Here is a 12911-nt window from a genome sequence, read left to right as displayed (position 1 = left end):
TAAATTAACAATTATTTAAGAGACAAACATACAACACTAGATCCCTTCTATTTTAATAGAAGATAAAACTGCTTTATTTATTTATGCACATCATGTAAAATAATAAATAATTGGATAGGTTTAATATTGTAATACTTATTCTTAAATTGAACGAATTACAACCACCCTAGAAACATACTAGGCAGAAAGCTGGTATGTTCTTTTATATTCAGAGAATTGCCTATTTTATTAATACTAGGGTTTGTTATTTATACATTTAATATTTATAAAAAGAAATGCATTTAGGAGGAAATATATATAATGGCAGTATTCAAAGTATTTTATCAACATAATAAAGACGAAGTAATTGTACGTGAGAACACGCAAACAATTTACGTAGAAGCACAAACCGAAGAACAAGTAAGACGTTATTTGAAAAAACGTAATTACAACATTGAATTTGTTACTAAATTAGAGGGCACACATTTAGAATATGAAAAACAATCTGATCACTTCAACGTGGAGCAAGCTGAATAATGAAACAAATTCATAAAAATGAGGTAGCAGTATATGCGCTTGGTGGTTTAGGTGAGGTCGGAAAAAACACTTATGCCATTGAATATCAGGATGAAATCGTAATTATCGATGCAGGTATTAAATTCCCAGATGATAATTTACTCGGTATTGATTACGTAATTCCTGACTATACTTATCTCGAACAAAATCAAGATAAGATCGTTGGTCTATTTATTACTCATGGTCACGAAGACCATATAGGTGGTGTGCCCTACCTTTTAAAGAAAATAAATGTGCCTATCTATGGTGGTCCTTTAGCTTTAGGTCTTATTAGAAATAAACTAGAAGAACATCATTTATTAAGAACTACCAAATTAATTGAAATTGATGAAAGCAGTGTTATCAAATCGAAACACTTTGAAATTTCATTCTATTTAACTACGCACAGTATTCCTGAAGCTTATGGTGTTATTGTTAATACACCTGAGGGTAATATCGTGCATACTGGAGATTTCAAGTTTGATTTTACACCTGTAGGTGAGCCAGCAAACATTGGAAAAATGGCGCGCTTAGGTGATGAAGGTGTACTATGCTTACTTTCAGATTCAACAAATGCATTGGTACCTGATTTCACATTAAGTGAACGTGAAGTAGGACAAAATGTAGATAAAATTTTCAGAAATTGTACAGGTCGTATTATCTTTGCGACATTTGCTTCTAACATTTACCGTGTACAACAAGCAGTGGAAGCAGCAATTAAGTACGATCGCAAAATTGTAACTTTTGGTCGTTCTATGGAAAATAATATTAAAATTGGTATGGAGCTTGGTTATATTAAAGCCCCACCTGAAACGTTCGTTGAACCTAATAAAATTAACAGTATTCCAAAACACAAACTACTAATTTTATGTACTGGTTCACAAGGTGAACCTATGGCTGCACTTTCTCGAATTGCTAATGGAACACATAAACAAATTAAAATCATTCCTGAAGATACAGTAGTATTTAGTTCATCGCCTATTCCAGGTAATACTAAGAGTATTAATCGTACAATTAATTCACTTTATCGTGCTGGTGCAGAAGTTATCCATAATAAAGTTTCGAACATTCACACTTCTGGCCACGGATCTCAAGGAGATCAACAATTAATGTTACGTTTAATCAGACCTAAATTCTTTTTACCAATTCATGGTGAATATAGAATGTTACAAGCCCACGGTCAATCTGGTATTGAATGTGGTGTAGATCCTGACAATGTCTTTATCTTTGATATCGGTGATGTTCTAGCACTTACTAAAGATTCTGCACGTAAAGCAGGACGCATACCATCTGGTAATGTTTTAGTTGATGGAAGTGGTATTGGTGACATCGGAAATGTAGTTATCCGTGATCGTAAGTTACTTTCTGAGGAAGGTTTAGTTATTGTTGTAGTCAGCATTGATTTTGATACTAATCAATTACTATCTGGTCCTGATATTATTTCACGAGGCTTTGTTTATATGCGTGAATCAGGTCAGTTAATATATGATGCACAGCGTAAAATAAAAACAGATGTCATTGCTAAATTAAATCAAAATAAAGATATTCAATGGCATCAAATTAAGTCTTCAATCATTGAAACGTTACAACCGTATCTCTATGAAAAAACGGCAAGAAAACCAATGATACTACCAGTCATTATGAAAGTAAACGAAGGTGACGATGTTGCTACAACATCAACAAAACCAAAAGCAAAACCAAGTCCTAAACGTAAAAACAACAACAAAGATCGTAAACCAACACAAAATAAAAAAACGTTTAAACCTAAAAGTAAACCAGTAAAAAAAGAAACACCAACAAAAGAAACAGATAAAAATCAATCAGAATCATAATAAAAAGTAGCCTAGTACATCAACTGTACTAGGCTTTTTTTAAATGCTATTCTAGCGTACTACCTTTTTCTCGAAACGATTTAAATCATTATCATGACCTATCATTATTAAAATATCGCCTATTTCAATATTTTCATTCGGATCTGGTGACACTAAAATTTCTCTTCCTCGTTTTACTGCAATAATACTAATACCAAATTGTGCTCTTATGTCTAAATCAATTATTGTTTTGCCAGCCATTTTTTCACTCGCTTTTATTTCAACAATTGAGTGTTCGTCAGCTAATTCTAAATAATCCAATACACTAGCACTTGCTACATTATGTGCGATACGTCTACCCATATCACGTTCAGGGTGCACGACTGTATCGGCACCAATTTTATTTAAAATTTTAGCATGATAATCATTTTGCGCTTTAGCTGTTACCTTTTTCACACCAAGTTCTTTCAGTATTAACGTTGTTAACGTACTAGATTGAATATTTTCACCAATTGCTACTATAACATGATCAAAGTTTCTAATTCCCAAACTTTTCATCACAGCTTCATCTGTTGTATCTGCAACAACTGCATGTGTAGCAATTTCACTATATTCATTTACACGTGCTTCGTCTGAATCAATTGCCATAACATCCATATCTAAAGCATTGAGTTCCCTAACGATGCTCCCGCCAAAGCGACCTAAACCTATAACCACATATTCTTTTTCCATATGCGTCCTCCATTAACAACAAAGTATAAAAAGTTGAGCAATCACGCTAAGTTAATTGCTCAATCTTTTTTAGTCTATGAAACAATTTTATTGTTTATTTTTTACCTTCTACATATTCCTTATCAAAAACAAACAATTTCAATAATAATATTAACGATGGTATGAGTAAAAGTAAACCTAAAATAAATGAAATGGTTAATGCTATTGCCATATTATCATTTACAACTGCATGATCAAGTTTGACCATTGGGTATAATAAATAAGGTAATTTACTAATACCGTATCCAAAGAAAGCGAATCCCATTTGGAAAATGACTAATATGAATGCCCAACCATGCCATTTTTTTTGTAACGTAAACAGCATAGCGACAGTAAAACAAATTAAACTTAGTAAGAACATCCACCAATAATCAGTAACTGCTGTTACAAAATGCCCTTCATTTTGCACTCTTAATGATAAAAAGACGAAGAGTGATATAGCGAGCATTGGTGGACCCCAGAATAAAAACCAATACCTTAATAACTGATAAGCTTTGCTATCTTTTGCTTTATGTGCATAAAACGTTAAGAAACCAGATGAAATATATAACACTGAGATAACAGCTAAAAATACTACTGACCATGAAAATGGACTTAATAATAACTCTACCCAATCTAAATCAATCTGATTTCCTTTCTGAATCACAAAACCACCTTCTGAAATGGTTAATGCAGTTGCCAATGATGCTGGAATAAACAAGCCAGTTAATCCATATAAAGCTAGCCATTGCAATTTAGAGTCTTGGCCATAGTTTTCAAACGCATAGAAACTACCGCGTATAGTCATTAAAATTAACGCAATAGATGCAGGAATGAGTAAAACTGTACCAAAGTATTTGGCAGAATCTGGGAAGAACCCTACAATGCCTACGAAGAAAAACACAAAGAAGACATTTGTTACTTCCCATACCGGATTTAAATATCGTGAAATCAAATGATTAATTTTTTTATCTTGTTTAGTAATCTTAGCGTGTAAAGCAAAGAAACCTGCACCAAAATCTATAGAGGCAATAATAATATAACAAAATAAGAATAGCCATAAAACGATTATTCCAATATGTGCAAATACCATTATTTCTCACCTCTTTCATTAGCAATAGCTTCAAATTCTTGATACGCGGGCTTCTCTTTAAACATTCTGATTAGTACATATGAAGTTGTTACCAATAAGACAAAGTATAAAATTGCGAATAAAATGGTAACTAAAGTCAGTCCACCCGCTTGAGTTGCCGCTTGTTCAACTTTTAGATAGCCTCTTAAAATCCATGGCTGTCTGCCCATCTCTGTTAAGAACCAACCTGACTCAATCGCTAACATTGCACCAGGTCCTGTTAGTAAAATACCAAAAAGCATCGGTTTAACATGAAGATATTTTCTTAATTTTTTAATACACAACATCGTCACGTAAATACCAGAAACTACAAAACAGAAAACGCCTAAAAAGACCATAATATCAAAGAAGTAATGTACAATTAACGGCGGTGTCACTGATTTTGAAAAATCATTTAAGCCTTTTACTTCAGTATCAAAACTGTTATCGGCTAAAAAGCTTAAAATACCAGGCACTTTAATAGCCCCTGACACTTCTTGAGTCTCTTCATCCAGAGTACCAAATAAGACTAAATCTGCATTGGATTCCGAATCAAAATGCCATTCATAAGCTGCTAATTTTTCAGGTTGCTCTTGATGTAAGAATTTAGCAGATAAATCACCAGCTAACATAGATCCTAAAGTAAATACTAACCCTAACACCATAGTTAATTTTAATGCTTTAACATGATATGTTGTATCTTTTTTAAATTTATTTTTTAATATTTTGTAAGCTGCTATAGCTGCTAAAATGAACGCCATAGTCATTAGTGCTGTAGCTACAACATGAAAAGAACGTACTAAAAATGACGGGTTGAACATAGCTGCTAATGGTTCAACATTGACCATTTTCCCGTCTTTCATATCAAATCCTGCCGGTGTATTCATAAATGAGTTTACTGACGTTATAAATAACGCAGAGAATGAACCACCAATAATAACAGGAATACTTAAAAGAAAATGTAGCCATCTATTTTTAAATCTTTTCCAAGTGTATAAATATATACTAAGAAATATTGCTTCAAAAAAGAATGCGAACGTTTCTAAAAAGAGCGGTAATGCAATAACATGGCCACCTATTTGCATAAATGTAGGCCATAACAATGATAATTGTAATCCTATAATTGTACCTGTCACAACACCAACTGCTACGGTAATTGTATATCCTTTTGACCACCGTTTAGCTAATGTCATGTAATGAGGATCCTTATTTTTAATTCCTAAAAATTCTGCTATTGCAAACATAAGTGGCATACCTACGCCAATAGTTGCAAATATTATGTGTACTGCTAGAGTCATACCAGTCAGAAATCTAGCTAATTCTACTGAATCCATAACATCACCTTTTAATTATATTTGTGAGTAAAATCACAACGTCTATTTATTATATCGCGCGTGCTAAAAAGATGAAATATTTTAGAATGAAAATAATAGTGACAAATTAATGACTTGTCACAGACCATTCACAAAGTTGAATTTTTCTAGTATCATCTATATATTATGAACTAAATACTTGTGGAAAGGATGTAGAGCTTTGACTGAAATTATAATTTATACACAACATGAATGTCCACCATGTACGTTTATTAAAAATTATTTATCCGAGCATAACATTAGTTATATCGAAAAAAATATCAATCAAAATAGTCAATATAAACATGAAATGATGGATTATGATGCGTTCGCAACTCCTTTTATTTTATTAGATAATGAACCAATGTATCAAATCGACATGGATAAAATAAATAATACTTTATCTCTAAATTCTTAAAAATACAAAAAAAGTTTATTAAGCGATAATCGCTTAATAAACTTTTTTGTTATTTCGAATATTCACGTACTAATGCTTCAACTTCTTCTGTTGTTGCACAATCAATGGCACGTTCAGCTAATTCGTTCATTTCATTTTTACTTAAACCTTTAATTTGTCTACGTGCTTTTAATACAGAAGACGCACTCATAGAAAATTCATCTAAGCCTAAACCTAATAAAATTGGAATAGCAGTTTCGTCTCCAGCCATTTCACCGCACATACCTGTCCATTTATTCTCTTTATGAGAAGCTTCAATCACTTGTTTTACTAAACGTAAAATAGCAGGATTGTAAGGTTGGTACAAGTATGACACACGTTCAGACATTCTGTCTGCTGCCATAGTATATTGTATTAAATCATTTGTTCCAATACTGAAGAAATCAACTTCTTTAGCAAAAACATCTGCTAAAGCTGCTGTTGAAGGAATTTCGACCATGATACCGATTTCAATATCATCTGAAACATCTACACCTTCATTTGTTAAATTCTCTTTCTCTTCTAATAAGATTGCTTTAGCATCACGGAATTCTTGAATTGTAGCAACCATTGGGAACATAATATTTAATTTACCGTAAACAGATGCACGTAGTAAAGCACGCAATTGTGGTCTGAAAATTTCAGGTTGATCTAAACATAATCTGATAGCACGATAGCCTAAGAATGGATTCATTTCATCAGGTAAATCTAAATATGGTAGTTCTTTATCTCCACCAATATCTAATGTACGTACTACGACACGTTTACCATCCATTGATTGGATAACTTCTTTATACGCTTCAAATTGTTCATCTTCTGTAGGTAACTGATCTCTACCCATGTATAAAAATTCAGTACGGTATAAACCAATACCTTCCGCACCATTTTCTATTACACCAGAAAGATCATTTGGCGTACCAATATTTGCAGCTAATTCTGCATGGACACCATCTACAGTAACCGTTTCTTCATCACGCAATTTTTGTAATTCTTTTTTATCTTCAAAGAAACGTTCACGTTTATTTTCATAAGCGATCACTTCATCACTTGTAGGATCAACAATTACTTCCCCAGTTAAACCGTCTACAATAACCATATCACCTTGGTTTACTTCGTCTGTTATTGTTTTTGAACCAACAACAGCAGGGATTTCTAAAGAACGGCTCATAATTGCTGAATGTGACGTTCTTCCCCCAATGTTTGTTACAAATCCTTGTACAAATTCTTTGTTTAACTGCGCTGTATCAGATGGTGTCAAATCATTACCAATTATAACAACGCTTTCATCGATCATACTAGGATTGGGTAATTCTACGCCTAAAAGATTAGCTAGTACACGCTTTCTTACGTCACGAATATCAGCTGCACGCTCTTTCATGTATTCATTATCCATCGAATCAAAGATAGTAATGAACTGATCCGTTACTTCAGTTAAAGCTGTTGGTGCGTTAACTTGTTCGTTATTAATTTTTTCTTCTATTGGTTGAATTAACTCTGGATCATCTAATACTAATAAATGTGCATCAAAAATCGCTGCTTTATCAGCACCAAGATTTTGCTCAGCATTATTTCTAATTTTAGTTAATTCGATTTTGGATGTATTGATAGCATTTTGAAACTTTTCGACTTCTGCATTTACATCTGACACTTTATTGTTATCAAATGATAAATCAGGTTCAACTAATAAGTATGCTCTCGCAATAGCTACACCATCTGATGCAGCGATACCTTTAATATAGTTTGGCATATTATTTAGTTAATCCTTCTTTTGATAACACTTCAGTGATTGCTGTAATTGCATCAGTTTCATCGCTACCGTCAGCATAGATAGTGATCTCTGCATCTTTACCTACACCTAAGCTCATAACACCCATAATAGATTTCAAGTTAACTTTTTTACCGTTGTATTCTAATTGAATATCTGAATCAAATTTTGATGCTGTTTGAACAAGCATTGTTGCTGGGCGTGCATGAATCCCCGTTTCGTCAATAATTACATATGAATTTTGTTCCATAATATGATATCTCCTTCGTATAGTTAGAATCGTTAGTTTATTATAAAACCTAACAAAGTTTTATATGTTTACATTACCAAATTATATTTATAAATTCAATTCGTTAATCCCTAGATATGATAATATCTAGGGATATTTTAGCCAATTTGTGAAAACGCTGCAATTTTATTTATTTTTTAGACTAAAGATTGGGCAACCTTTTCACATTTTTCAATATGATCGTCACCGATTTTCTTCATTAAATAATAACTTATTGAAGCAGAAATAGCTTGTCCAACTATAGGAAACCATTTTGTTTGTTTCGCTGCAGTTCGTTTAGCAACATCTCTAATCACTACTTTTAATATCGCATTAGACACTTTTTTGCCAACAAATTGACTTCCTTGAATTGCTGCAGTGGTATAAATACGTTCTTTTATATCGTCACCCATCGAATTTACTTGCTTATGATCTAAACCATAAATCTTATTCACATCTTCTATAATATCTTTCATGAGTTTTAAATCTACACTAAACCCTAATCCAGGAATTGGTACCACACTAGCTCCAGAAGATAATAATGATTTTTTTCTGACTAAAGCCATAGCACGATCACGTCTATCTGCTATTTCTTGTTGTGTTGTTGGTATATTACTTTTTTGTTTAATTTCTTCAATATCTAAAACTTTATTTCCGACTTTATTAGTTAAATTATTCGTAATTTTGTTTTTTATGCTCACTTTAATTCACTCCTCAAATATATTGCATTCAATAACATAATTACCCTATTTTCACTGATTTTATTTAACTTGTACAAAAATTGCTTTTAAATATTTAGATGGCTTGTAATGTGGATGTGTTTTAAAGTCTTTAGGTAAGCCCATAACTTCTACAATGTCATAATCCACATCAGCATCTTCTAATGTCTTTTTAACAGTATTTTTAAAGGATTTTAATGAATATGCACTATTATTGGTACATAATAGTAATGTACCTTGTGGTGCTAGAATATTTAAAGCGCCATCAATTAACTTGTCATAATCTTTCATTACAGAAAATGTTTTCTTTTTATTACGTGCAAAGCTTGGTGGATCGATAACAATCGTATCGTATAACAATTGATGACGTTCGGCATAACTATAAAAATCAAATGTATCCATTACGTAAATATATTGTGATTTCGGATCAATGCTATTTAAGCCGAAGTTCTCTTCAGTTAAACTACGGGAACGATTGGCTAAATCGACACTTGTAGTTTGTTCGGCAATTGGTGCTGATATAACTGAAAATGCTCCAGTATAACTAAATAAATTCAACACCTTGTTATTTGACGCAAATTGATCACGTAATTTCTTACGTACTTCTTTTTGATCTAAAAAGATACCCGTCATTAGTCCATCATTTAAATTAACATTATAAAATGCGAAGTTTTCTTCTATAACGATTGGAAATTCAGGCGCTTCTCCAGTTACAAAGCCACCCTCGAAATCAGTATCTTTAAATCTCATTTTTTCAAAAATTGATGTGTATTGAAATACATTTTGTATCGCTTGTAAGATTAAATATTTAAATTTATAAATACCTTTAGAGTACCACTGTATTAATAAATGGCCATTATAATTATCTATAGTAAGTCCACCTACACCGTCACCTTCACTATTAAATAATCTAAATGCATTCGTACCTTCTAAATTATAAAAGTAAGTTCTATCTTCTTTAGCGAGTGTAAATAGCTTTTCAAAAAATGCAATATCAATATTTTGTTGTTGGTCATAAGATAATACCCATCCAAGTCCTTTATGCTGTCTTCCTACATAACATGTAGCAATGTATGTGCCTTGTTCAGTGACTAAATAAAACAAATCTCCTTCTTTCAAATGGTCGTGATTGTATATATCTTCTTCATCAATTAAAGGATATTGATTTTTATACTTAGTTTCCTTGCCTTTATTTAAAGTGGCAGTTTTCATATGTGATGCCAACCTTCCTACTATTATTATTTAATTTAGCAGTTACTATTTTAGCATGGTAATTAAAGTAGATATAGCAAAAAATTAAAAACTATCGCCAAATCCCCCTTTTTATTAGCAGTTTTTGTGCTCGCTTTCCGCGGGCACTGCCTCACCATGTAATTTGCGGCGAGTGCTGTTCCCGCAAGAGTCTACCCAAATTACTGCTAATATTGTATGTTAAAATAAATCTATTGATAAAAGAGAGAATTTGAAATGATTGCTATTTCTAAATGAATTTCCTAATACTATAAGTGTATAGCAAAGGGGGATAAATATACTATGGTAGATATAATTAATAAAAAACTACAAAAACTGATGCCCATACTGACTCCTTTTTGTGTTGTAATTGGCATTCTTTTTCATTTCATTGGAGAACAGTTACTTTTTGTAGTTCCTTGGCTATTTGCTTTTATGACTTTTGCTGGAAGTCTAACTATGAGATTTAAAGATATCAAAGTGTTTATCAAACACCCATTTATTATTCTTTTTAGTATCGCTTTTTTACATATCCTCATGCCTGTTTGGGCATATTTTTTAACTCAAACAGTTTTTAACGATCATTTACTTACAATAGGTTTTGTAATATCTGTAGCTATCCCTACAGGCGTTACAAGTATTATTTGGATTAATATATGCAAAGGAGATTTTCCATTAGGTCTCTCAATCATCTTGATTGACACTCTACTAGCACCCATCATTTTACCTACCTTACTTTATGTACTAGTTGGAGAATCCATAAATATAGATACTATTTCAATCCTAAAAGGTTTAATTTTAATGATTGTTATTCCCTCAATATTCGGAATATTAGTAAATGAATTTTTAAAAAACAAATCATCTAAACTTAATGTTACTTTAGCACCATTTTCAAAATTAAGCTTTTTCGCAATAGTAATTATTAATAGTAGCGCCGTAACTCCATATGTTACAAATTTCACTTGGAATTTATTAGCCATTATATTAATGGTTTTCTTCTTAGCAGCAATAGGATATGCTCTAGCCTTAATACTAAGCCACATACTTTTCAAAAATACTATAATCACTACAACGTTAGTACTGATTGGAGGCATGAGAAACATACCAATCGGCATAATAATTGCTGTAACGTATTTCCCTAAAAAAGTTGCCATGCCTGTTGTATTTTGTATGCTTTTCCAACAAGTTTTAGCTTCTTTATTCGCAAAAGTCTTAGATAAATATCAAAAACAGTATATTTAGTTTGTTGATTTAGCAATGTTATAGGACAATATGGCAATGAAAGTAGACACATTGTTAGCAGTTTTTGTGCACGCTATACGCACGCATTGCCTCAGCCTGTAGTCTTCGGCTAGTACTATTCCAAGCTAATTTTTACTGTTATTAATATTTAAAAATGACGATGTGGCTAATGGAAACCACTGTTATTTAATAAAATCATCCAATAACGATAAATAAAACAAGCCTTAGGCGAACTGTTGCCTATGGCTTGTTTATGTTTTGAAGCTATCTTTCAAGTATAGTTATTTTATTTATTCTTGTTTACGTTCACGCAATTTGATGACGAATGCAACTGTTACTGCAATCAACATTAAGAATAATAATGGCGTGATAAAAATAGATAATAGTAAACCATGCACCATAATATTGGCGAATTCAGTTAATAACTTGAAGAATAAAATACTAATCATAAATAACTGAATATAATAGAATTTATTTCTTAAATAATTAGTCAATGTTGTAAGAATATACGCTATCATAATTAACATTAACAGTAACAAGGTAATCCATTCTATTACATATTGTGTTTGTGAGATTTCCCAATCACCTGACACAAACAAACTATTTCTATTATTAAATTCGATAAGTGTAAAGAATAAAAGGAATGCACCGCAGAACAATTCTACATAAACTGTTTTTAGCCATTTAGGCTTTTTCATCCAATTTGGTACATCGTCCTCTTGAATATCGATGATGTCTTTCCATTTCTTCACAAATTTATCTTTTTTATTACGTATTTTTTCCATATCTACACTACGACGTGTTTTGCGTGTGAACTCTGTCGTACGATCTTGAATATTTTTCCAATGAATTTTAGTTTGGTTAGACATAGAATCTTTACTTGTTCTAGAAAGCTCAGGCTCTTCCTCACCAAGTTCTTGCTTAGTTAAAGGTAAAGCTCTTCTTAAGAATAAGAAATTCCAAATAGACATTTGTCCAAGCAACCACATAATTAAGAAGAATGCGTTAATACTTAATATATCAATTGTTAAAATTTCATCACTTTCAATTCTGCTATATAGCACTAATTGCGTTAGCAAATATACTATCCCATAACTAAAAATAATCCATAAATAATGATATTTTCTATTGTGTGTATATAATTCATCTTTATATACGATATAACCAATATGAATTATAAAAGGGAAAATAAATAAAATTGCAAAAAAGCTATATACTTGCGTCATTAAAACGAGTGTTATTAAAAAATATAATATTCCTACTACTAAAAAGAAAATCGAAATATCATAATCATACTGAGTTGTACGATACAACGTCCACCCTAACCCAATTACTAATAAGCCAAATAGGATAATTACAATCGCACTTATAATTGGGAAATTGCCTATATAATTACTAACTACTCTTATAATTTCACTAAAAAAAGCGTTGAAAAAATCCCACACATTATGGATATGTAATTCTACTTTACCTTTACCATTTAATTTCTCTATTAATGGTAAATTGATGAGTATAATTATCCCCATAAAAAGTGAAACTATGCCGATAACATAACTATATAATATTTCGGCGTGTTTTTTTAGAAACGACATACCATTCACCTCAAAGTCATTATATATGAACATCTTGTTCTTGTCTTTATTAAACTCATTAAATAAGTCTCGAGTATGATATAAAACTGTATCATAAACAA

General features: G+C 31.7%; 12 protein-coding genes. 4 read left to right on the top strand and 8 right to left on the bottom strand.

The window, feature by feature from the left end; translation table 11 throughout:
• The first annotated feature begins 300 nt into the window (after positions 1 to 300).
• Both KA845_RS12265 and rnjA read left to right on the top strand, forming a co-directional pair.
• Positions 301 to 516 carry a DNA-dependent RNA polymerase subunit epsilon gene (locus KA845_RS12265; protein ID WP_103388153.1) on the top strand — a complete coding sequence of 72 codons (216 nt, stop codon included), beginning with the start codon at positions 301 to 303 and terminating at the stop codon, positions 514 to 516.
• On the top strand, positions 516 to 2366 hold the full coding sequence (gene rnjA, locus KA845_RS12260; RefSeq protein ID WP_021459044.1) for a ribonuclease J1: 1851 nt from the start codon (positions 516 to 518) through the stop codon (positions 2364 to 2366). Before KA845_RS12265 ends, rnjA begins: the two co-directional genes overlap by 1 nt.
• A 51-nt stretch (positions 2367 to 2417) precedes the next feature.
• Here rnjA and KA845_RS12255 read toward each other — a convergent pair whose 3' ends face one another.
• The 3 genes from KA845_RS12255 to KA845_RS12245 all read right to left on the bottom strand — a co-directional run bounded on the left by KA845_RS12255 (position 2418) and on the right by KA845_RS12245 (position 5540).
• Positions 2418 to 3077: a potassium channel family protein gene (locus KA845_RS12255; RefSeq protein ID WP_002510843.1), complete on the bottom strand. Its 660-nt coding sequence runs from the start codon at positions 3075 to 3077 to the stop codon at positions 2418 to 2420.
• Between the two features lie 94 nt (positions 3078 to 3171).
• Positions 3172 to 4188 (bottom strand): cytochrome d ubiquinol oxidase subunit II, encoded by a 1017-nt coding sequence (locus KA845_RS12250; RefSeq protein ID WP_103388152.1) that lies wholly within the window; start codon positions 4186 to 4188, stop codon positions 3172 to 3174.
• Positions 4188 to 5540, bottom strand: a complete 1353-nt coding sequence (locus KA845_RS12245; protein ID WP_002510845.1) for a cytochrome ubiquinol oxidase subunit I — start codon at positions 5538 to 5540, stop codon at positions 4188 to 4190. Before KA845_RS12245 ends, KA845_RS12250 begins: the two co-directional genes overlap by 1 nt.
• 199 nt (positions 5541 to 5739) lie before the next feature.
• Here KA845_RS12245 and KA845_RS12240 point away from each other — a divergent pair, with 199 nt between their 5' ends.
• Positions 5740 to 5976 carry a glutaredoxin family protein gene (locus KA845_RS12240; protein ID WP_002510846.1) on the top strand — a complete coding sequence of 79 codons (237 nt, stop codon included), beginning with the start codon at positions 5740 to 5742 and terminating at the stop codon, positions 5974 to 5976.
• 49 nt (positions 5977 to 6025) lie between these two features.
• Here the strand turns inward: KA845_RS12240 and ptsP are convergent, their stop codons facing one another.
• The 4 genes from ptsP to KA845_RS12220 all read right to left on the bottom strand — a co-directional run bounded on the left by ptsP (position 6026) and on the right by KA845_RS12220 (position 9958).
• Positions 6026 to 7741, bottom strand: a complete 1716-nt coding sequence (gene ptsP / locus KA845_RS12235; RefSeq protein ID WP_002510847.1) for a phosphoenolpyruvate--protein phosphotransferase — start codon at positions 7739 to 7741, stop codon at positions 6026 to 6028.
• Position 7742: 1 nt separating this feature from the next.
• Positions 7743 to 8009 carry a phosphocarrier protein HPr gene (locus KA845_RS12230; RefSeq protein WP_002510848.1) on the bottom strand — a complete coding sequence of 89 codons (267 nt, stop codon included), beginning with the start codon at positions 8007 to 8009 and terminating at the stop codon, positions 7743 to 7745.
• Between the two features lie 176 nt (positions 8010 to 8185).
• Complete coding sequence (locus tag KA845_RS12225; protein ID WP_002510849.1) at positions 8186 to 8728, bottom strand: hypothetical protein; 543 nt, start codon at positions 8726 to 8728, stop codon at positions 8186 to 8188.
• A gap of 60 nt (positions 8729 to 8788) precedes the next feature.
• Positions 8789 to 9958, bottom strand: a complete 1170-nt coding sequence (locus KA845_RS12220; RefSeq protein WP_002510850.1) for a class I SAM-dependent rRNA methyltransferase — start codon at positions 9956 to 9958, stop codon at positions 8789 to 8791.
• A 321-nt stretch (positions 9959 to 10279) separates the two neighbouring features.
• Here KA845_RS12220 and KA845_RS12215 point away from each other — a divergent pair, with 321 nt between their 5' ends.
• Positions 10280 to 11218, top strand: coding sequence for a bile acid:sodium symporter family protein (locus KA845_RS12215; RefSeq protein ID WP_021459045.1), 939 nt, complete (start codon positions 10280 to 10282; stop codon positions 11216 to 11218).
• A gap of 290 nt (positions 11219 to 11508) precedes the next feature.
• On the opposite strand, the gene auxA is transcribed toward KA845_RS12215, so the two are convergent.
• The gene (gene auxA / locus KA845_RS12210; RefSeq protein ID WP_002510854.1) at positions 11509 to 12810 is read right to left on the bottom strand and encodes a lipoteichoic acid stability factor AuxA; all 1302 of its coding nucleotides are present in this window, start codon (positions 12808 to 12810) and stop codon (positions 11509 to 11511) included.
• Positions 12811 to 12911: the final 101 nt, after the last annotated feature.

The organism is Staphylococcus sp. GDX8P114P-2 (assembly GCF_017892945.1).
GTDB lineage: Bacteria > Bacillota > Bacilli > Staphylococcales > Staphylococcaceae > Staphylococcus > Staphylococcus arlettae.
This window is presented reverse-complemented; position numbering and strand designations above follow the sequence as displayed.